21 protein-coding genes and 2 tRNA genes are annotated in these 20,426 nt (G+C 64.3%); 10 read left to right on the plus strand and 13 right to left on the minus strand.

What is annotated here, in order from left to right:
- The first annotated feature begins 135 nt into the window (after positions 1 to 135).
- Positions 136 to 939 (plus strand): enoyl-CoA hydratase-related protein, encoded by an 804-nt coding sequence (locus ASD73_RS02260; RefSeq protein WP_056369489.1) that lies wholly within the window; start codon positions 136 to 138, stop codon positions 937 to 939.
- 94 nt (positions 940 to 1,033) lie between these two features.
- Here the strand turns inward: ASD73_RS02260 and ASD73_RS02265 are convergent, their stop codons facing one another.
- The 3 genes from ASD73_RS02265 to ASD73_RS02275 are packed head-to-tail and all read right to left on the minus strand — an operon-like array spanning position 1,034 to position 2,928.
- Positions 1,034 to 1,636 carry an HD domain-containing protein gene (locus ASD73_RS02265; protein ID WP_039574790.1) on the minus strand — a complete coding sequence of 201 codons (603 nt, stop codon included), beginning with the start codon at positions 1,634 to 1,636 and terminating at the stop codon, positions 1,034 to 1,036.
- A gap of 34 nt (positions 1,637 to 1,670) precedes the next feature.
- Positions 1,671 to 2,381, minus strand: coding sequence for a hypothetical protein (locus ASD73_RS02270; RefSeq protein WP_235534081.1), 711 nt, complete (start codon positions 2,379 to 2,381; stop codon positions 1,671 to 1,673).
- Positions 2,371 to 2,928 (minus strand): hypothetical protein, encoded by a 558-nt coding sequence (locus ASD73_RS02275; protein WP_056370420.1) that lies wholly within the window; start codon positions 2,926 to 2,928, stop codon positions 2,371 to 2,373. The genes ASD73_RS02270 and ASD73_RS02275 overlap by 11 nt, the downstream gene beginning before the upstream one ends.
- A 152-nt stretch (positions 2,929 to 3,080) precedes the next feature.
- Between ASD73_RS02275 and ASD73_RS02280 the strand changes: the two genes are divergently transcribed.
- On the plus strand, positions 3,081 to 3,527 hold the full coding sequence (locus tag ASD73_RS02280; RefSeq protein WP_056369487.1) for an RrF2 family transcriptional regulator: 447 nt from the start codon (positions 3,081 to 3,083) through the stop codon (positions 3,525 to 3,527).
- A gap of 54 nt (positions 3,528 to 3,581) precedes the next feature.
- Here the strand turns inward: ASD73_RS02280 and ASD73_RS02285 are convergent.
- A tRNA-Ala gene (locus ASD73_RS02285) sits at positions 3,582 to 3,657 on the minus strand.
- Positions 3,658 to 3,790: 133 nt separating this feature from the next.
- Positions 3,791 to 4,114 carry a TIGR02300 family protein gene (locus ASD73_RS02290; protein ID WP_056370418.1) on the minus strand — a complete coding sequence of 108 codons (324 nt, stop codon included), beginning with the start codon at positions 4,112 to 4,114 and terminating at the stop codon, positions 3,791 to 3,793.
- Between the two features lie 124 nt (positions 4,115 to 4,238).
- Between ASD73_RS02290 and aroA the strand changes: the two genes are divergently transcribed.
- From aroA to ASD73_RS02310, 4 genes are all read left to right on the plus strand, one after another.
- On the plus strand, positions 4,239 to 5,567 hold the full coding sequence (gene aroA / locus ASD73_RS02295; RefSeq protein WP_056369485.1) for a 3-phosphoshikimate 1-carboxyvinyltransferase: 1,329 nt from the start codon (positions 4,239 to 4,241) through the stop codon (positions 5,565 to 5,567).
- Entirely contained in the window at positions 5,564 to 6,193 is a 630-nt protein-coding gene (locus ASD73_RS02300) for a (d)CMP kinase (RefSeq protein WP_056369482.1), read from the plus strand. The genes aroA and ASD73_RS02300 overlap by 4 nt, the downstream gene beginning before the upstream one ends.
- 277 nt (positions 6,194 to 6,470) lie before the next feature.
- Positions 6,471 to 8,183 carry a 30S ribosomal protein S1 gene (rpsA, locus tag ASD73_RS02305; RefSeq protein WP_056369479.1) on the plus strand — a complete coding sequence of 571 codons (1,713 nt, stop codon included), beginning with the start codon at positions 6,471 to 6,473 and terminating at the stop codon, positions 8,181 to 8,183.
- A gap of 202 nt (positions 8,184 to 8,385) precedes the next feature.
- Positions 8,386 to 8,664, plus strand: coding sequence for an integration host factor subunit beta (locus tag ASD73_RS02310; protein ID WP_056369477.1), 279 nt, complete (start codon positions 8,386 to 8,388; stop codon positions 8,662 to 8,664).
- 40 nt (positions 8,665 to 8,704) lie between these two features.
- Here the strand turns inward: ASD73_RS02310 and ASD73_RS02315 are convergent, their stop codons facing one another.
- Both ASD73_RS02315 and ASD73_RS02320 read right to left on the minus strand, forming a co-directional pair.
- A complete protein-coding gene (locus ASD73_RS02315) occupies positions 8,705 to 9,472 on the minus strand; it encodes an ABC transporter permease (protein WP_037511456.1) in 768 nt (255 codons plus the stop codon).
- Positions 9,469 to 10,416: an ABC transporter ATP-binding protein gene (locus ASD73_RS02320; protein WP_056369474.1), complete on the minus strand. Its 948-nt coding sequence runs from the start codon at positions 10,414 to 10,416 to the stop codon at positions 9,469 to 9,471. The genes ASD73_RS02315 and ASD73_RS02320 overlap by 4 nt, the downstream gene beginning before the upstream one ends.
- A 91-nt stretch (positions 10,417 to 10,507) precedes the next feature.
- Between ASD73_RS02320 and ASD73_RS02325 the strand changes: the two genes are divergently transcribed.
- The 4 genes from ASD73_RS02325 to ASD73_RS02340 all read left to right on the plus strand — a co-directional run bounded on the left by ASD73_RS02325 (position 10,508) and on the right by ASD73_RS02340 (position 14,838).
- Positions 10,508 to 10,593, plus strand: a tRNA-Leu gene (locus ASD73_RS02325).
- 91 nt (positions 10,594 to 10,684) lie between these two features.
- Entirely contained in the window at positions 10,685 to 12,184 is a 1,500-nt protein-coding gene (locus tag ASD73_RS02330) for an ABC transporter substrate-binding protein (RefSeq protein WP_056370417.1), read from the plus strand.
- A gap of 42 nt (positions 12,185 to 12,226) precedes the next feature.
- Complete coding sequence (locus ASD73_RS02335) at positions 12,227 to 12,649, plus strand: DUF4112 domain-containing protein (protein WP_056369472.1); 423 nt, start codon at positions 12,227 to 12,229, stop codon at positions 12,647 to 12,649.
- Positions 12,650 to 12,723: 74 nt separating this feature from the next.
- Complete coding sequence (locus ASD73_RS02340; protein ID WP_056369470.1) at positions 12,724 to 14,838, plus strand: prolyl oligopeptidase family serine peptidase; 2,115 nt, start codon at positions 12,724 to 12,726, stop codon at positions 14,836 to 14,838.
- A gap of 12 nt (positions 14,839 to 14,850) precedes the next feature.
- Here ASD73_RS02340 and ASD73_RS02345 read toward each other — a convergent pair whose 3' ends face one another.
- The 6 genes from ASD73_RS02345 to cyoB are packed head-to-tail and all read right to left on the minus strand — an operon-like array spanning position 14,851 to position 20,418.
- Positions 14,851 to 15,384 (minus strand): response regulator transcription factor, encoded by a 534-nt coding sequence (locus ASD73_RS02345; RefSeq protein WP_056369468.1) that lies wholly within the window; start codon positions 15,382 to 15,384, stop codon positions 14,851 to 14,853.
- Complete coding sequence (locus ASD73_RS02350) at positions 15,381 to 16,688, minus strand: ATP-binding protein (protein ID WP_056369467.1); 1,308 nt, start codon at positions 16,686 to 16,688, stop codon at positions 15,381 to 15,383. The genes ASD73_RS02345 and ASD73_RS02350 overlap by 4 nt, the downstream gene beginning before the upstream one ends.
- Entirely contained in the window at positions 16,688 to 17,389 is a 702-nt protein-coding gene (locus tag ASD73_RS02355; protein ID WP_056369465.1) for an SURF1 family protein, read from the minus strand. Before ASD73_RS02355 ends, ASD73_RS02350 begins: the two co-directional genes overlap by 1 nt.
- Complete coding sequence (gene cyoD, locus ASD73_RS02360) at positions 17,386 to 17,781, minus strand: cytochrome o ubiquinol oxidase subunit IV (protein ID WP_056369463.1); 396 nt, start codon at positions 17,779 to 17,781, stop codon at positions 17,386 to 17,388. The genes ASD73_RS02355 and cyoD overlap by 4 nt, the downstream gene beginning before the upstream one ends.
- On the minus strand, positions 17,778 to 18,404 hold the full coding sequence (cyoC, locus tag ASD73_RS02365) for a cytochrome o ubiquinol oxidase subunit III (protein ID WP_056369461.1): 627 nt from the start codon (positions 18,402 to 18,404) through the stop codon (positions 17,778 to 17,780). Before cyoC ends, cyoD begins: the two co-directional genes overlap by 4 nt.
- A 4-nt stretch (positions 18,405 to 18,408) precedes the next feature.
- The gene (gene cyoB, locus ASD73_RS02370; RefSeq protein ID WP_056369459.1) at positions 18,409 to 20,418 is read right to left on the minus strand and encodes a cytochrome o ubiquinol oxidase subunit I; all 2,010 of its coding nucleotides are present in this window, start codon (positions 20,416 to 20,418) and stop codon (positions 18,409 to 18,411) included.
- Positions 20,419 to 20,426 lie beyond the last annotated feature (8 nt).

Below are 20,426 nucleotides of genomic sequence, written 5' to 3' on the forward strand. Positions count from 1 at the left end.
CGGCGGCGGCGGCCCTTCGGGTGCGCGAAGTCGTCGATCCGATCTTGCCGCCCTTCCCTCTTGCACTCGCCTCCCAAATGAGTCACAACTTTACGTGAACGTAAAGGTAAAGCACCCGCGAGAGGATTCTTCCCCATGACCCTTCCGACCTTCGACACGATCAAGCTCGAACTCGCCGACCATGTCGCGACGATCACGCTCAACCGACCCGATCGGCTCAATTCGATGCCGCCCGCGATGGCCGATGATATCCGCGAAGCGCTCGACCATCTGCCGGGCATCGGCGCGCGCGCGCTGCTGATCACCGGTGAAGGCCGCGGCTTCTGTTCAGGCGCCGATCTCGCCGGCGACCGGTCGGCGGGCGGTGCCGTCGGCGGCGGGGCGCGGAGCCGCAACGCACTGCGCGGCCATTACAACCCGATGCTGCTCGCGCTCGCCAACCTCGACATTCCGGTCGTCACCGCAGTGAACGGCCCCGCGGCGGGCGTCGGATGCAGCTTCGCGCTGTCGGGCGATTTCACGATCGCGGGCAAGAGCGCCTATTTCCTTCAGGCCTTCGTCAACATCGGCCTCGTTCCCGATGGCGGTTCGTCGTGGCTGCTGCCGCGCCTCGTCGGTGTCCCGCGCGCGCTGCAAATGATGATGCTGGGCGAAAAGATCGGCGGCGAGCAGGCGGCCGACTGGGGCATGATCTACAAATGCGTCGACGATGCCGACCTGATGACCGAGGCGCGGGCGCTCGCAACGCGGCTCGCGAACGGCCCGACCATCGCGCTCGGCACGATGCGCAAGATATTGCGTGACGGCCTGACACAGGATTTCGCGACCACGCTCGATACCGAAGCCAAGGGCCAGTTCGTCGCGGGCGGCACCACCGACGCGATGGAGGGCATCATGGCGTTCCAGCAGAAGCGCAAGACCGAGTTCAAGGGGAAGTAACTCCCGCTCCAACCGCCGTAGTCACCCCGGCGAAGGCCGGGGACTCACCGTCGAGATCCCGGCCTTCGCCGGGATGACGAACTGCTAATGCAATCTACTCCGCCGCTTCCTCGACCATCACCTTCTTGTAGATGCTGGTGCGCGGATAGGAGCAGAGGCGCATGACCATCGGCTCGAAAAACTCCAGCGGCTCGCTGTCATAATCGGGGTCGAACGCCGGCGCGTCATATTTCTCGCAGAATTCGGCGCACGCCGCATAATGCGGACTATCCTTGAACTGGTCGCGCATGTCGCGGTCGAGCCCGAGATAGTGGAAGAAATAATGACCCTGGAACACGCCATGATGCTGGACGATCCACAGATTTTCTTCTGACAGGAAGGGTTTCAGGATCGCCGCCGCGACATCGGGATGGTTGAACGCGCCCAGCGTGTCGCCGATGTCGTGGAGCAGCGCCATCACGACATATTCCTCGTCGCGGCCGTCACGATGCGCACGCGTCGCGGTCTGCAGGCAATGTTCGAGCCGGTCGACCGGAAAACCGCCATAATCGCCGCCGAGCAGCTTCAGATGATCGAGGATGCGCTTGCCATTGTTCGGCGCGAACTCCTTCTGCTCGCGCGCGATAATGTCCCAATCTTCCTGCGTCCCGTCGATCATCGACCGGAATGTGGCGTGATCGTGCGTCATCTCGTTCATGGCAGCCTCTCCTGTATTTGAGGCGCAGCCTATCCTATTCGTTGTTATTTGCAACGTTATAGGCCTTCACCTCGGCCTGCGTCAGGCAGCGCCGCGTAGACTTGTCCTCGGCGTTCGCCAGCGCCTTTTGCTGGTACATCACCTCGGTCAGCAGCTTGCGCGACACCCCCATGCGGATCAGGAAATCATTGTCCTCGCTCGCGAGCAAAGCGGCATCCTGTTCGATGTCGCCGATCAGCTCCTTGGTCGCGTCGGTGCCCATCGCGACGCTCATGTCGATCGCGCTGCGGTCGCCGGTGCGCGTGAACATATGGACAATGAACAGCCCGCCGGGATCGATCACGCGCGGCTGACCGCCCATGAAGATGAAGTTGCACGCGCTGAAACAGGCCCAACCCGCCGGGATGCGCGTCGTGAGCCCGAAGTTCGAGCGGATGATCCGCCCCGCGGCATTGCCCGCGCGCGCGTCGCCGCCGGGCGAGCGCAGCCACACTTCGCTGACGTCGGGGTTGGCGGCGAGCGCGGCCTTGAGCCGGTCAGGCAGCCCCGAATCGATCCGCCCCTCGGCGAGCAGCACCTTGCCGTTCTTCTTGGCGACGGGTGTCAGCTTCATCGTCGTATTCGCCGACCAGTCGGGGGCCAGCGGGCAGGTCGGGTTCGCGGGGTCGATCGCGGGCTTGGCTGCCCCGGTCAGGCACGCGATCAGTCCCGCCGCCGCCGTGATGCGGAAGGCTCTACGCCGCAAGGACATAGCGCGCCTGGCCCGGTCCCTTGCACATCCGTTTCGACACGCGCGTTTCCTCGCCCTCTACGATGACGATATCGGTGACGCTCATGCACTGCGAGCCGTCGGCGAGTTCGTTCTTCGCCGCGATAGTCGATGAGCCGCTGACATTCTGACGCGTTTCGCTCGTCCAGTTCGCGGTCGCGCCGACCTCTTCTCCGCGGGTGACCTCCTCGGTCGCCGCCGCGGCTTGCACTTGCTCGGCGGGATCGAGGCGGCAGGCGATCGCATCGGTGAGCGTCCCGCTGACCTCCGAAATCGGCACATAGCTGTAAACGCCGGCCTTGCTCGCCGCGCTGCCGACCGCGTCGTTCAACACATTGCCAAGGATGTTGCGGCCGATGCTGCTGCCCTTCTTGCCTTTGGGGCAGCCGCCATTGCCCTCCTCGCTCGGTTTCGGCGCGGGCGTCGCCACCTTGCGGAGCAGGCTGCCGAACTGCGCCTGCGCGGGCGTGACGGCCAGCAGGCACGCCGCGAGCACCGCCGGGGTCTCCAAAATCTTACGCATCATCACATCCACCTCCGCCGCGCCCGAAACCGGGCAATCGTGCGACCCCTGTAGGGGCAGTTCATGCCACCCGCTGTGATTTTCATCAACTCTGCAACTTATGTCATCCAGACAGGTTGAATTAACGCTGAATATGTCACAGTAACGCCGCCATGCTCTCGCAAAAAACCCGCTATACGATCCGCGCGTTCCAGCATCTTGCCGACCATTGGGGCAAGGGGCAGGTGCAGCTTGCGGATATTGCGGAGGCGCAGAACATCCCGCCCAAATTCCTGACCGTGATCCTCTCCGAAATGGCGCGCGAAGGCCTGCTAATTTCGCAGCGCGGGCGCGACGGCGGCTACCAGCTCGCCCTGCCCCCGATCGACATCAGCTATGGCGATCTCGTCCGGCTGACGCGCGGCTCGCTCGCGCTCGTACCGTGCGCGGCGCGCAATGCGCATGAACATTGCAAGAACTGCCTGCCCGAATCCGAATGCCGGCTGCGCAGCCTCATGCTCAAGGTCCGCGACGACACCGCGTCGATCCTCGACCGCATCACGCTCGCCGACCCGATCGCGCTCGAACCCGTGTTCGAGAAGGACGAGGCGGCCGAATAGCCACCAGCCCACCGCGCAACAAAAAAGGCCCGCTTTCGCGGGCCTTTTTTGTAATGGTGGAGCCTAGCGGGATCGAACCGCTGACCTCCTGCATGCCATGCAGGCGCTCTCCCAGCTGAGCTAAGGCCCCGTGCCATTTCGCGGATCGCTCTGGCCAATATTCCTGGCTGCTGCGATCGGGAGGCCGCCTTTACCAGTGCCGGCGACCGATGCAAGGGGCCAAATGCATCATCCGATGCTTTTTTGGCCCCCCGCGAAAATTATCAGGTTTCGACGTCGTCGTCGTCGGCGGTCGCGACGCCCAGATCGTCGTCACCGCCGAGGTCGACGTCGTTGTCCGGCGAATCGCTGTCTTCGTCGACATCGACGTCCAGATCCAGATCCTCGTCGACGCCTTCTTCTTTGACGACCTTGCCGGGCTTCTCGATCTGTTCGAACGGCATCGGCTGTTTCGATTTCAGAACCGATTCCGGAATCCAGTTGTAACCGCAATTGATGCAGTTGATCGGATCATCCTTGGTCAAATCATAGAATCGGGTTGCGCATTTCGGGCAGCTACGCTTCGTGCCCCATTCAGCCTTGATCATATATGCCTCGTAACCCTTTGGAACAGGATAAAAATATCGGAAGAGCAACGGAACCTGAATAGCTATCCGTCAAATCGGCGTGCGCCTTGCCAGATTGCAAGGCCGCTGTCAAAAGCCGCTCGCCATGACCGATCAAACCGCCACGCCGCGCAGCTTTTCCGCTTCCGTTCCGCTCAAAGGTAGGATCGCGATTCCGGGTGACAAGAGCATCTCGCATCGCTCGCTGATGCTCTCCGCGCTCGCGGTCGGCGAAAGCCGTGTCACCGGCCTGCTCGAAGGGCATGACGTGCTCGCCACCGCCGCCGCGATGCGCGCGATGGGCGCCGCCATCGAGCGGCGTGAGGACGGCGAATGGCGCATCCACGGCGTCGGCGTCGGCGGGCTGCTCCAGCCACGCGAAGCGCTCGACATGGGGAACAGCGGCACCTCAACTCGCCTCCTGATGGGCCTTGTCGCCAGCCACGCGATCACCACGACCTTTATCGGCGATGCCAGCCTGTCGGGCCGCCCGATGGGCCGCGTCATCGACCCGCTGTCGCAGATGGGCGCCGACATCAGCGCCTCGCCGGGCGGCCGCCTGCCGCTGATGGTGCGCGGCCTCGCGCCAGCCATCCCCCTGTCCTACCGCCTGCCCGTCGCTTCGGCGCAGGTGAAGAGCGCAATCTTGCTCGCGGGCCTCAACACGCCCGGCATCACCGAAGTGATCGAGCCCGTCCCGACCCGCGACCATAGCGAACGCATGCTGCGCGGCTTCGGCGCCGACCTGACCGTCGAAGCCGACCCTGATGGAACGCGCCACATCCGCATCCACGGCGAGGCCGAGCTGAAGCCGCAGACGATCACCGTCCCGGGCGATCCCTCGTCGGCAGCCTTCTTCATCGTCGCCGCGCTGCTCGTTCCGGGTTCGGACGTCGTCGTCGCCAATGTCGGCCTCAACCCGACGCGCGCAGGTCTCATAGAGATCCTGAAACAGATGGGCGGCGACATCGAACTGCTCGATGCACGCGAAGTCGGCGGCGAACCCGTCGCCGACCTCCGCGTCCGCCACAGCACGCTGCGCGGGATCGACGTCGATCCCGCTATCGTGCCGGGCATGGTCGACGAATTCCCGGTCCTGTTCGTTGCCGCAGCATTGGCCGAGGGCCGCACGGTCACCACGGGGCTCGACGAATTGCGCGTCAAGGAAAGTGACCGCATCGCCGTCATGGCAACCGGCCTGAAAGCAATCGGCGCGCGTGTCGAGGAAAGTGAAGATGGGCTGATCATCGACGGCACCGGCGGCGATCCGCTGCCCGGCGGCGCGACCATTGCCGGGCACCTCGACCACCGCATCTGCATGAGCTTCGCCGTCGCCGGCCTCGCCAGCAAGGCCCCGGTGACGATCGACGACATCGCCCCCGTCGCGACCAGCTTTCCCAATTTCGAGGAACTGCTCGCGGGCTTGCAGCAATGATCATCGCCGTCGACGGGCCCACCGCGTCGGGAAAGGGCACGATCGCCAAAGGGCTGGCCGCGCATTTCGGCCTGCCCGTGCTCGACACCGGATTGCTCTACCGCGCGGTCGGTTACCAGACGCAGCTTAACCATGGCGACGCCGACAATGCCGCCGATGCGCTCGCCGCGTGCAGCTTCCCCGACAGCCTGCTCGACGATCCGGCGCTGCGTTATGAAACCACCGGCGGGCTCGCCAGCCGCGTGTCGATCCATCCCGCCGTGCGTCAGGCGCTGTTCCAGCGCCAGGTCGATTTCGCGAACCAGCCGGGCGGCGCCGTGCTCGACGGGCGCGACATCGGCACGGTCATCGCGCCGCACGCCGATGCCAAGCTGTTCGTCACCGCCAGCCCCGAGGAGCGCGCGCGCCGCCGCCATGCCGAGATGCTCGCCCGCGGCGTCGACGTCGGTTTCGATGCCGTGCTCGCCGACGTTCACGCCCGCGACGCGCGCGACACCGGCCGCGCCAACGCCCCGCTCCTCCGGGCCGAAGACGCCATGCTGCTCGACAACACGGGCATGGACAAGGACGCCGCGCTCGCCGCCGCGATCGCCTTTGTCGAAGAGCGTCGGAAGACCCGCGGCTAGAACCGGCTTTCCGCCTTGCCTTTGGGGGGGGCCAAGACTATATGCGCGCCGTCCGACGGGCTTTTTTGCAGGTCGAGGCATGGGCAAACCGCCGCTCGAAACCGAGTGCCGGGCGTGATGGGATGCACCCGTCGCGCCCATTCTGCTTTGTCCATGACTTGCCGGTGAGCGGTTCGAAGGATGCTGTGTCCTGCATCCGGCAGGCATGGCAGATCGGCCATTAAGACCAGCGGATCCAACCGCTTGGCCGGAACAAATGAAGTAAGGAAACACATCTATGGCCACTACGGCTTTCCCGACGCGCGACGATTTCGCCGCGATGCTCGATGAATCGCTTGGTGGTGCCGACGGCGGCTTTGAAGGCCGCGTCGTCAAGGGCACCGTGACCGCGATTGAAAACGACCTGGCAGTGATCGACATCGGCCTGAAGAGCGAAGGCCGCGTGCCGCTTCGCGAATTCGCGATGCCGGGCCAGAAGGCCGACATCAATGTCGGTGACGAAGTCGAAGTCTATGTCGACCGCGTCGAAAACGCCAATGGCGAAACCATGCTGTCCCGCGATCGCGCCCGCCGCGAAGCCGCCTGGGATCGCCTGGAAGAAGAATTCAACAAGGAAGCCCGCGTCGAAGGCGTCATCTTCGGCCGCGTCAAGGGCGGCTTCACCGTCGACCTCGGCGGCGCCGTGGCGTTCCTTCCCGGTTCGCAGGTCGACATCCGCCCCGTGCGCGACGTTGGCCCGCTGATGGACCTGCCGCAGCCTTTCCAGATTCTGAAGATGGATCGCCGCCGCGGCAATATTGTCGTGTCGCGCCGCGCCATCCTCGAAGAAACGCGCGCCGAACAGCGCTCGGGCCTGATCCAGAACCTGGAAGAAGGTCAGATCATCGAAGGCGCCGTCAAGAACATCACCGACTATGGTGCGTTCGTCGACCTCGGCGGCATCGACGGCCTGCTCCATGTCACCGACATGAGCTACAAGCGCGTCAACCACCCGAGCGAAGTCATCAACATCGGTGACAATGTCCGCGTCCAGATCATCCGCATCAACCGCGACACGCAGCGCATCAGCCTCGGCATGAAGCAGCTCGAAAGCGATCCGTGGGAAGGCGTCGCCGCCAAGTACCCCGTCGGTGCGAAGCTGTCGGGCACCGTCACGAACATCACCGATTATGGTGCGTTCGTCGAACTCGAAGCCGGCATCGAAGGCCTGGTCCACGTCAGCGAAATGTCGTGGGTCAAGAAGAACGTCCACCCCGGCAAGATCGTTTCGACGAGCCAGGAAGTCGACGTCATCGTTCTCGAAGTCGACAGCGACAAGCGCCGCATCTCGCTTGGCCTCAAGCAGGCCCAGTCGAACCCCTGGGGCGCGTTCGCCGAAACGCATCCGGTCGGCTCGGTCGTCGAAGGCGAAGTCAAGAACGCGACCGAATTCGGTCTGTTCGTCGGCCTGCCGGGTGACGTCGACGGCATGGTTCACATGTCGGACATCGCCTGGGGCATCTCGGGCGAAGAAGCGCTGCACCTCCACCGCAAGGGCGAGGCCGTGCAGGTCGTCGTTCTCGACGTCGACGTCGAGAAGGAACGCATCAGCCTTGGCATCAAGCAGCTTGAAAAGGGTGCTCCGGCCGTTGGCGGCGGCGCCGCTGCGACTGGCTCGGTGAAGAAGAACGACGTCATCACCGTCACCGTCCTCGAAGTCCGCGACAACGGCCTCGAAGTCCAGGCTGGCGAAGATGGCGCCACCGGCTTCATCAAGCGCGCCGACCTCGGCCGCGACCGCGACGAACAGCGCGCCGAACGTTATCAGGTCGGCCAGAAGTTCGATGCGATGGTCATCGGCTTCGACCGTTCGAAAAAGCCGAACTTCTCGGTCAAGGCGATGCAGATCGCCGAAGAGAAGGAAGCCGTCGCACAGTACGGCTCGTCGGACTCGGGTGCATCGCTTGGCGACATCCTCGGCGAGGCTCTGAAGGCCGGCAAGAAGGACTAATTTCCTTCTTCCGCCGTCAGGCGAAACAAAAGGCCCGCAGAGTGTCCCTCTGCGGGCCTTTTTCTTTCAGCGATATATTTTGATCGAACAAGGATTCGTGATACCTTCTCCGCGCGTTGGGAGGGGTCTCACGCAAAATGGGCCGGCAACGACCGGACGCCTGCTTCGGCGGGAGAAGCGTGATATATAATAGGGGAAGCTCATGATCCGGTCAGAACTGGTTCAAAAGATCGCAAGCGAAAACAGCGATTTGAGGCTCGAGGAAGTCGAGCGCATCGTCGACACTTTCTTCGATTCCATCGTCGACCAGCTCGCCTCTGGCGGGCGTGTCGAACTGCGCGGCTTCGGCGCTTTCTCGACCCGGTCGCGCGACTCGCGCACCGGCCGCAACCCCCGGACGGGTGCGGCGGTCGATGTGAAGGCGAAAAACGTGCCCTATTTCAAACCGGGCAAGGAAATGCGCGAACGTTTGAACGGCTAAAACCGGGCGCCGCGCCGCGGCGCCGGTCCAGCGGTCGCCATCAGTTCTTGAGCCGGTATCCGGTGCGGAACATCCAGAAGATGACGCCCAGGCACAGCGCCAGGAACAGCGTCACCGCGCCCATGCTGACTTCGATCCCGACGTCGCCCTTGCCAAAGAAGGTCCAGCGGAAGCCACTGATCAGATAGACGACGGGGTTGAACAGGGTCACCGTCCGCCAGGCCGCGGGCAGCATGTCGAGCGAATAGAAAGCCCCGCCCAAAAAGGTCAGCGGATAGATGACCAGCATCGGGATCACCTGCAGCTGCTCAAAGCTCTGCGCCCAGATGCCGATGATGAAGCCGAACAGGCAGAAGGTCACCGCCATCAGGATCATGAACGCCGCCATCAACAGCGGGTGCGCGACCTGTACGTCGACGAACAGGTGCGCGGTCGCAAAGATGATCGACCCGATGATCACCGATTTCGTCGCCGCGGCGCCGACATAGGCGATCACCGTTTCCAGCGGCGACAGCGGCGCCGACAGCATTTCGTAAATCGTCCCCGTCCATTTGGGCATATAGATGCCGAACGAGGCGTTGCTGATGCTTTCGGTGAACATCGTCAGCATCATCAGCCCGGGCACGATGAACGCCCCATAGGGCACATTGCTGACCTCGGTCATGCGGCTGCCGATCGCCGATCCGAAAACGACGAAATAGAGCGCCGTGGTGATGACCGGCAGCATCAGGCTGGTCCAGAAGGTGCGCCCGAAGCGCGCCATTTCAAAGGCGTAAATCGCGCGCACGCCGCGCCAGTTCGCGGTCATGCGGCTTCTCCCTTTGCGCCGTTCGATTCGTGCACCAGCCCGACGAAAATATCCTCGAGCGAGCTTTGCCGCGTGTGCAGGTCCTTGAACTGGACTCCGATGTCGGTCATCCGCCGCAGCAGCGAGGGCACCCCGGTCGCCTCGGCCTGGCTGTCGAATTCGTACACGAGCTCATGCCCTTCGCCCGCCAGCGCAAGCTTCCAGTCGGCAAGTTCGGCGGGCACGGACTCCAGTTGTTCGGCCAGATTGAGCGTCAGCGTCTTGCGCCCCAGCTTCTTGATCAGCGCATCCTTCTGCTCGACCAGGATCAACCGCCCGCCGGTGATCACTCCGACGCGGTCGGCCATCTCCTCGGCCTCCTCGATATAGTGCGTCGTCAGGATGATCGTGACGCCGCGTTCGCGAAGGCCGCGCACCATGTTCCACATGTCGCGGCGCAGCTCAACATCAACCCCCGCGGTCGGCTCGTCGAGGAACAGGATTTCGGGCTCGTGGCTGAGCGCCTTGGCGATCATCACGCGGCGCTTCATCCCCCCTGACAATTCCATGATCTTCGAATCGCGCTTGTCCCACAAGGACAGGTCGCGCAGCAGTTGCTCGATGAACGCGGGGTTCCGCGGCTTGCCGAACAGCCCGCGCGAGAAGCTCACCGTCGCCATCACCGTCTCGAACGCGTCGGTGTGCAATTCCTGCGGCACCAGCCCGATCATTGTCCGGGCGGCGCGATAATCGCGCGCATGATCGTGCCCGGCGACGGTCACGCTGCCCGCGGTCGCGGTCACGATCCCGCAGACGATGCTGATCAGCGTCGTCTTGCCGGCGCCGTTCGGCCCGAGCAGCGCGAAAATCTCGCCCTTGTTGATGGATAGGTCGACATCGCTCAAGGCTGTGTGACCGCTTTTATAGGTTTTCCCGAGGCCGGAAATTTCAAGGACTGGAGTCATGTCACGCCGTCTAGCCGAGCCGCCGCATGGCGTGAAGCGCCAAACATCGCTTGACCTCCATCGGCCCATCGGCTTGACCGGCGTCGGTCATGCGGACGTGGCGAAATCGGTAGACGCAGCAGACTTAAAATCTGCCATCCTCTGGGTATGCGGGTTCAAGTCCCGCCGTCCGCACCAGCCTTGCGATAGATCAGACAGCAAGCCGGATGCCCACTTCCGGTTTTGCCCGGCATCTCTATGATGCATTTCGATGCCGCCGAAAACAGACATGCCGAAGCCCGGGCCCAAGACCCTCCTGCCCAAGATCATGGTCGGCTTCGCCCTCCTGTCGCTCGCCAGTTGCGGCCTGTTCGGCGAACGCGGCCCGGTCAGGATCGCCGCCATCGGCGCGCTCAATCCCGCGGCGACGCCGCTTGGCGGCGAGCTGTCGGCCGCCAATGCCGCGCTGCTCGACGCGACGTCGCAGGGGTTGGTCAGCTACGACGGCGAGGGACAGATCGACACCGGCCTCGCCGATCGCTGGACCGTCACCACCGACGGGCGCAGTTATATCTTCCGTCTGCGCGAAGCCAAATGGACCAATGGCCGCAAGGTCACGGCAGAGGATGTCGCCGCGATCCTGCGGTCCTATCTCGCTCCCGCCAGCCGCCACGTCCTGAAGAGCGATTTTCCCGAGATCGAGACGATCAAGGCGATGACCGACACCGTCATCGAAATCCGCCTTTCGGTGCCGCAACCCGCAATCCTCGAACTGCTCGCGCAGCCCTCGATGGCGATCGTCAACCGCGGCATGGGCTGGGGGCCGATGCGCGCGCGCAAGATCGGACGCGCGGTGCTGCTCTCGCCCGTCCCCGACCCGCTCGCCGAAGATCAGGAGGCGGCCGAAGCCGCCGCCAACGACCCCGCCGCCTCGATCGAGCTTGTCGGTACCTCGCCAGCCGGCGCGCTCGCGCGCTTCAAGAACGGCTATGCCGATGGTGTCGTCGGTGGCCGCTTTTCGACCCTTCCCTATTTCGCCGCGTCGAACATCGGCCGCTCGCGCCTCGTCGTCGACCCCGTCCCCGGCCTGTTCGGGCTGTCGTTCGTCCGTGCCGAAGGGTTCCTTGCGACCGACGCCAACCGCGACGCGCTCGTCCGCGCGGTCCGGCGCGAGCGGCTGATCGAGGCGTTCGGGCTCGCCGAATGGCAGCCGCAGGTCACACTCCGCCCCGCGCTCTATGCCCGCGATGGCGGCCCCGCTCCCCTCGTCCCCACCTGGGCCGAATATGACGAGGCGTCGCGCCTCGCGCAGGCGAAACGCACCGTCGATGCCTGGCGCGGCGCCGGGCGCGAGATCGAACCCCTGCGCATCGCCGTCCCGGACACCCCCGGCGGCCGCATTCTGTTCGCCTATGTGTCCGCCGATTTCAAAGCGATCGGAGTGCCGAGCCAGCGCGTCCCGATGGCGGCGACCGCCGACCTCCAGCTGATCGACGAAGTCGCGCCGAACGACGATGCGCTGTGGGCGCTGCGCCGCATCTCGTGCCGCCGCGACACGCTCTGCAACCGCGAGGCGCAGGAACTGATCGACCAGGCGACCGCCAATATCGACGCCGGCCAGCGCCGGGTGCAGGTGAGCGAGGCCGAAGCCGTTCTCGGACGCTATGCCCCCTTTATCCCGCTCGCGACGCCGCTGCGTTGGTCGGTCGCGTCGCAGCGCCTTACCGGCCTGCGCGCGAACGGCCGCGCGCAGCACCCATTGAATCATGTGATTGCCTTACCTAACTAATACAGCGGCGCTTCAAGTTCGAGCGCTTTTGAAAGGACCCAAATGGCCCCTTCGCCCCCGAATCCCGACGCGATCTTCGACGCGCTGATCTCGAATCGAAGCGACCCCGCGGCGCTGCGCAAGCGCGTCGAGACGCTGGAAATCCTGCTCGAACGCAGCTTTGTCATCCCCGGTATCAACCGCCCCGTCGGCCTCGACGCGATCGTCGGCCTCGTCCCCGTCGTCGGCGACGTCATTGCCGCGACGATGGGCGCCTACCTCATCTGGGAAGCGCGCAACCTCGGCATGCCGAAATGGAAGATTTGGCGCATGGTCGGCAATCTCGGCGTCGACACCGCGCTCGGCGCAATCCCGCTCGTCGGCGATGCCTTCGACTTCTTCTTCCGGTCGAACACGCGCAATCTCAAGATCATCAAGAAGCATCTCGACAAGCATCATCCGGGCACGATCATCATCGACCAATAGGCGCGACGCCGTCTTCCCTTGGGGTGTCTAATGCTGCTAGCACAGCGCCACCACACCCCAGGGGAGACTATTGAATGATCCGCGCCAGCCTTGCCGCGCTTGCCCTCAGCTGTTCGATCACCGCGGTCGCGACCGCGGCGCCGCAGGAAAAAGACCCCTATCTCTGGCTCGAGGACATCGAGGGCGCAAAGGCGCTCGATTGGGTCAAAAAGGAAAATGCGGCCACCGACAAGCTGATCACCGGCCGCCCGGGGTTCGAGGCCGACCGCAAGCGCGCGCGCGAAATCCTCGACGACGACCGCCAGATCGCCGAGCCCGGTGAGGTCATGGGCGACACGATCACCAATTTCTGGCGCGACGCGATCAATCCCCGCGGCATCTGGCGTCAAAGCCCGCTCGACGCCTACCTCGCGGGCAAGCCCGTCTGGACGACGCTGATCGACGTCGACGCACTCGGCAAGGCCGAGAAACAGAGCTGGGTGTGGCACGGTGCCGACTGTCTCGCCCCCGATTACAAGCGCTGCCTCGTCTCGGTAAGCCCCGGCGGCACCGACGCCGACGTCGTCCGCGAATGGGACCGCGCGACCAAAAGCTTCGTGGGCGACGGCTTCACCCTGCCGCAGGCGAAGAGCAGCGTGACGTGGGAGGACGCCGACACCCTGCTCGTCGCGACCGATTATGGCGCGGGCAGCATGACCGCCTCGGGTTACCCGCGCATCGTCAAGCGCTGGAAGCGCGGCACGCCGCTCGCGTCGGCCGAAACGCTGGCCGAGGGCGAGCATGAAGATGTCGGGATGAACGTTTTCGCTTTCACCGACGGTGGCAAGCGCTGGCCGATGATCAGCCGCGGCAAGACCTTCTACACCACCGACTATCTGATCCGCAGCGTCAGCGGCGATCGCTATCATTCGACGATCATCCCCGACACCGCCAGCGTTCGCGACGTGCTCGGCGGACAGGCGATCATTTTCCTCAACAAGGATTTCGGCGCAGGCTTTCCCGCAGGCTCGCTGATCTCGCTGTCGCTCGACGACATGTCGGCGGACCGGCAGGTCCCGATCGTCCCGGTCATGACCCCGACGAAGGCACAGGCGATCGAGGATGTCTCGGCGACCGACAATATATTGTGGGTAAAGGCACTCGACGATGTCGAGGGCAAGCTGTTCGCGCTGCGCCGCGATCCGAAGACCGGCAATTGGAGCCAGAAGGAGGTTCCGCTCGCCGCCAACGCGACCGTCAACATCGCGGGCGCGATCGGCAAGCGCGACACGATCTTCGCGAGCGCCGAGACGATGCTGATGCCCCCGACCCTCTACGCCGTGTCCGAAACCACCGCACCGCAGGCCGTACAGAGCCTGCCCGCGACCTTTGACGCGAAGGACATGAGCGTCGAAAAGCGCTTCGCGACGTCGAAGGACGGCACCAAAATCCCCTATTTCATAGCGCGCAGGAAGGGCACGACCGGCCCGGTCCCGGCGCTCGTCCACGCCTATGGCGGCTTCCGCGCCGCGCAGACGCCCGGCTATCTCACGGGCCAGCCGTATCGCGCCGGGCCGCTCGGGCTGTTCTGGGTCGAGGACGGCAACGCCTATGTCCTCGCCAACATTCGCGGCGGCGGCGAATATGGCCCCGCCTGGCATCAGGCCGCGCTCCGCGAAAAGCGCCAGAACAGCTTCGACGATCTCCACGCGGTCGCCGAGGATCTGGTGAAGACCGGCGTCAGCGCGAAGGGCAAGATCGCGATCTCGGGCCGCTCGAACGGCGGCGTGCTCGTTGGTGCGGCGATGACGCAGCGCCCCGACCTCTATGGCGCCGTGATCTCGGGCTCGCCGATCAAGGATATGTGGCGCTACGACAAGATGCTCGCGGGCGCCTCATGGGTCGCCGAATATGGCGATCCCGACGTGCCCGAGGATTGGGCCTTCTTGTCGAAATATTCGCCCTATCATAACATCCGCAAGGGCGTGAAATACCCGCCGATCTTCCTCTATCTTTCCACCAAGGACGACCGCGTCCACCCCGGCCACGCGCGCAAATATGCCGCACGGCTGATGGAGAACGGCAACCGCGTCTATTATCACGAATATCTGGAAGGCGGCCATTCGGTCGGCGCCGACCATGCCGAGGATGCGGTGCGCGCCGCGATGCTCCACGGCTTTCTGACGCGCGAACTGGTGGAGAAGAAATAGGCTCTCGCCAGCTTAGCGGATCTGCCGTTTCTCCAGCTTCCGCGCCAGCGTACGCCGGTGCATCCCAAGCCGGCGCGCAGTCTCCGAAATATTGAAGTCGGTCTCGACCAAAACCTGGTGGATATGCTCCCACTCGACGGTCTTGATCGACGACTGGCGGTCGCCCACCGGCGTTTCGGCATTGCCTTCGGAGCGGTCGAACGCCGCCTCGATGTCGTCGGTGTTCGACGGCTTGGCGAGATAATAGGAGGCACCCAGCTTGATCGCCTCGACCGCGGTCGCGATGCTCGCAAAGCCCGTGAGCACGACGATCCGCATCGTCGCATCGCTCGCGCGCAGCGCCTGCACGCACGCGAGCCCTGACGCACTGCCCAGCTTCAGGTCGACGACCGCATAGCCCGGCCGGAACTTCTGCAAAAGCGCGGCCATTTCCTCGGGGCTATGCGCGACCTCGGCCGTATAGCCGCGCCGCTCGAACGAGCGTTTCAGCGTCCGCGCGAACGTCTCGTCATCCTCAACGATCAGCAATTTCCGCGTTTCGCTCATGCCTTCTCTCCACCGGGCCGTGCGACCGCCGAAATCGGCAGCGTGATCCGCACCAGCGCGCCGCCCGCATCGCGGTTCGCCACGGTCGCCCCGCCGCCAAGCTTGCGCAAGACGTTGACGAGCAGGAACAGCCCGAGCCCGCCGCCCGGACGCCCCTTGGTCGACCGGTAGGGCTGGCCGAAATTCGCGAGCATCTCGTCGCTGAACCCGGGTCCATGGTCGGCGATCTCGATCACCGCCATGTCGCCGTCACGCGTCGCGCTGACGCCGATCCAGTCGGGCGACACTTCGGAGGCATTGTCCATCACATTGTCGATCACCTGCCGCAGCGCGGGGTCCGACACGATCGCGACGTCGGCGCCGAAGCGGTCGTTGAACTCGACGGTGCCGGGTCGCCGCAAGGTGCGTGCGCCGGTAACGATATCGGTCAGGAAGGCGCGCATCGTCGTCAATTGCGGCGCCTCGCCGCGCGCCTCGCCCGCCGACATCAGGATGCCGCTGACGATCGCCTTGCAGCGCTGCACCGCCGCATCCATGTCGGCCAGATCCTCCTGCATCTCGCGATCCTTCGCGAGCCGCGGCGCCGCCTTCCAGTCGCCGATCAGCACCGACAGCGTCGACAGCGGCGTCCCGAGTTCATGCGCCGCACCCGATGCAAGCAAGCCCATGCGCACGATATGATCCTCCTCCGCCGCGCGCTGACGGCTCGTCGCGAGCGCCGCGTCGCTGTCGCGCAGATTGCGGTTGATCCGCGTAACAAAGGCGACGAACAGCACCGCGATCAGCAGGAAACAGACGAAGCTGCCCTTCAGATACAGCCCCATCGGATCGTCGGCATAGGCGGGCGGCAGCACGAGCGGCGTCGGATCGATGCGCAGCGCAGCGAGCGCCGCCAGCGCCGCGACGACGATCGCCCACGACGAGCGCGGGGTGAGCAGTATCGCGCCAATCACGACCTGCAACAGGAACAGCGAGGCGAAGGGATTGGCGAGCCCGCCGCTATGATGCAGCTGCCACCCGAGCGCCGCGACGTCGAACAGCAGCACCGCGGTCAGTTCGGCATTGGTCACCGCGCGGCCACGGCGGAGCAGGGCGATACTCGCGAAGTTGATCGCGATCAGCACCATGATCGCGGCGAGCAAGGGCGCGTGCGGCAACGCAATGCCCATCGGCCCGCTGACGATCCCGATCGTCGCGAGCTGCCCCCCGACCGCGATCCAGCGCAGCTGGATCAGCAGCGTCATATTGCGGCGGCCGGCGGGGGCTCTGGCCGGCGCGGCCGGCGGGATCGTCGGACTGGTCATCAATCGCGAATACGCCACAGCCGCCATGCAAAAAAGAGGCTGAGCGCACAAAGCGCAAACCAGGTCAGCGCATAAACCAGATGATTGTCGGGAAAGCGCACCACGGTGAGCCCACCGACGGGATAGCCGCCGGGATTGGGCTTCGCGTCGGCATCGACGAAATAGGGCGCGGCGCCCCGCAATCCCCTCGCCTTCGCGATCGCCGCGACATCGCGCGAAAACCAGCGATCCGCCGCCGCGTTGTTCGAGCGAAGAAAGGCGCCCTCGGGCTCGGTCACCCGCAAGAGGCCGGTCACCGTCACCGGCCCCGCGACATTGCCCGCCGCCCGCGCCGCCGCATCGCGCCGATCCTTCGGCACGAAACCGCGATTTACCAGCAAGACGAACCCCGGCGTTTCAAGCGGGGTCAGCACCCAATAGCCGGGACCATGGTCGGTCACCGCCTGCACCAGCGTCTCACAATCATGTCGGAAAGCGCCCGTCGCTGCCACGCGGCGATAGGCATCATCCTTCGCGTCGACGGCATCCCACGCACCCGGCCCCGGCGCCGCTACCGGCGCCGCATGGATACGCGCCTCGACCGCCTCGACCAGCTCATGCTTCCACACGCGCCGCTCGAGCTGCCAGATGCCAAGCGCCGCGAGGCCGATCGCCGCGATCAGCGCCGCTGCGGCAAAGGCCGCGCGGCGGGGGTGTGTCACGGCACCTGGCCCGTCGTACCTGCCGTCTGGCTCGTCGGTTCGTGCGGCATCGGCATCATGTTGGTGTTGAGGTGGTGCATCACCCACAGCGATCCCGCGAGCATGATCACCACGACGATCACGGTGAAGATCAGCGAGGTCAGCGACCAGCCGCCCTCGGCCTTTGGCGTCATATGGAGGAAGAATACCATGTGGACGACGATCTGGACCACGGCAAAGCCCATGATGATCGCGCCCGTCGCGCCTGCACTCAGCGGCATCGTCATCACCAGCCAGAAGGGGATGGCGGTCAGGATCACCGACAGGACAAAGCCGATGACATAGTCGCGCATCGACGCGTGCGGCATCTCGATCTCGTGGTGCGCGTCGTGCGCGTGCGTATCGGCGCTCATCGCAGCACTCCCATCAGATAGACAAAGGTGAAGACACCGATCCACACGACATCGAGGAAGTGCCAGAACATGCTGAGGCACATCACGCGGCGCTTGTTCGCGGCGATCAGCCCGTGCTTCGACAGCTGGAACATCAAGGTCACCAGCCAGATGATGCCGAAGGTGACGTGCAGCCCGTGCGTGCCGACGAGCGTGAAGAAGCTCGACAGGAAGGCGCTGCGCTGCGGCGTCGCGCCGATCTCGATCAGGTGGTGGAATTCGTAAAGCTCGATCCCGAGGAAGGCGAGCCCGAACAGCGCGGTGACCGCGAGCCAGATCTGCACGCCCTTCACCTTGCCCTGCTGCATCTGCAGCACCGCAAAACCGTAGGTGATCGACGAGAAGAGCAGCATCGCGGTATTGAGCGCGATCAACTTCAGGTCGAACAGATCCTTCGGCGCCGGCCCCGCCGCATAGCTGCCGCCGAGCACGGCATAGCAGGCAAAGAGGATCGCGAAGATGAGGCAATCGCTCATCAGATAGATCCAGAAGCCCAGCATCGTGCTGTGCCCCTCGGGATGCGCATGGTCGTCGAGGTCGTAGAACTGGACGGGCGCGTCGGCGGTTATCGTCTTGGCACTCATCGCATCAGGCTCCGGCCGCCAGCTGGCGGGTGCGCGCTTCCTCGACCGCGGTGACCGTCGCCGCCGGGATGTCGAAATCGCGCTTGTAGTTGAAGGTGTGATAGATCGCGCCGACGATCGTCGCGGCAAAGCTCAGCGCGACGAGCCACCAGATGTGCCAGACCAGCGCGAAGCCCATGACGAGGCAGAAGCCCGACAGGATCATCCCCGTCCCGGTGTTGCTCGGCATATGGATGTCGCGATAGCCATCGACCGGCCGCTGGTGCCCGCGCTTCTTCATGTCGTACCATGCGTCGAGATCGTGGATGACGGGCGTGAAGGCGAAATTATAGTCGGGCGGCGGCGAACTGGTCGCCCATTCGAGCGTGCGGCCGTCCCACGGATCGCCGCCCGTGGTGTCGCGCAATTCCTTGCGGCGCCAGATGCTGACGCCGAACTGGATCAGCATCGCACCGATGCCCGCGGCGACGATCAGCGCGCCTATCCCTGCGATCACGAACCAGATCTGCAGGCTCGGATCGTCGAACACGCGCATGCGCCGCGTCACGCCCATCAGGCCGAGGATATAGAGCGGGGTGAAGGCGACCCAGAAACCGACGACCCAGCACCAGAAGCTGATCTTGCCCCAGAACACGTCGAGCTTGTAGCCGAACGCCTTGGGCCACCAGTAATTGATCGCCGCGAACAGGCCGAACAAGACGCCGCCGATGATCACGTTATGGAAATGCGCGATCAGGAACAGCGAGTTGTGGAGCACGAAGTCGGCGGGCGGCACCGCGAGCAGCACGCCGGTCATGCCGCCGATGACGAAGGTCAGCATGAAGGCGACCGTCCACATCATCGGAAGTTCGAAACGGATACGGCCGCGGTACATGGTGAACAGCCAGTTAAAGAGCTTGGCCCCCGTCGGGATCGAGATCACCATCGTCGTGATGCCGAAGAAGCTGTTGACGCTCGCCCCCGATCCCATGGTGAAGAAGTGGTGCAGCCAGACGAGATACGACAGGATCGTGATGCAGATCGTCGCATAGACCATCGAGGTATAGCCGAAGAGCCTTTTGCCCGAGAAGGTCGAGGTGACTTCGGAAAAGACGCCGAACAGCGGCAGCACGAGGATATAAACCTCGGGGTGACCCCAGATCCAGATCAGGTTCACATACATCATCGGCGATCCGCCGAGGTCGTTGGTGAAGAAATTGGTGCCGACATAGCGGTCGAGCGTCAGCAGCACGAGCGTCGCGGTCAGGATCGGGAAGGATGCCACGATCAGGATGTTCGCGCAGAGCGAGGTCCAGGTGAAGACGGGCATTTTCATCAGCCCCATGCCCGGCGCGCGCAGCTTCAGGATCGTGACGATCAGGTTGATCCCCGACAGGGTGGTGCCGACGCCGGCTATCTGTAAGCCCCAGATATAATAGTCGACGCCGACGTTGGGGCTGTAGGCGATGCCCGACAAAGGCGGATAGGCAAGCCAGCCGGTCTGTGCATATTCGCCGATAAACAGCGAGACCATCGTCAGCACCGCACCCGCGGTCGTCATCCAGAAACTGAAATTGTTGAGGAAGGGGAAACTGACGTCGCGCGCGCCGATCTGCAGCGGCACGACATAGTTCATCAGCCCGGTGATGAACGGCATCGCGACGAAAAAGATCATGATCACGCCATGCGCGGTGAACACCTGGTCATAATGATGCGGGGTCAGGTAACCTTCGGACCCGCCGAACGCCATCGCCTGCTGCAACCGCATCATGATCGCATCGGCAAAACCGCGCAGGAACATGATGAGCCCCAGGATCATGTACATGATCCCGATGCGCTTGTGGTCGACGGTGGTGAACCACTCGGTCCACAAATAGCCCCACAGGCGATATTTGGTGATCAGGCCGAGCACGGCGATGCCGCCAAGGACGACGCCGATGAAGGTAATGACAAGGATCGGCTCGTGCAGCGGCAGCGCCTCGAGCGACAGCTTGCCAAGGATCGGGCCGGTTTCGGGTGCGGGGTGCGGGGTCATGGTGATCT

Origin of the sequence: Sphingopyxis sp. Root154 (assembly GCF_001427105.1) — a bacterium.
Classification (GTDB): domain Bacteria; phylum Pseudomonadota; class Alphaproteobacteria; order Sphingomonadales; family Sphingomonadaceae; genus Sphingopyxis.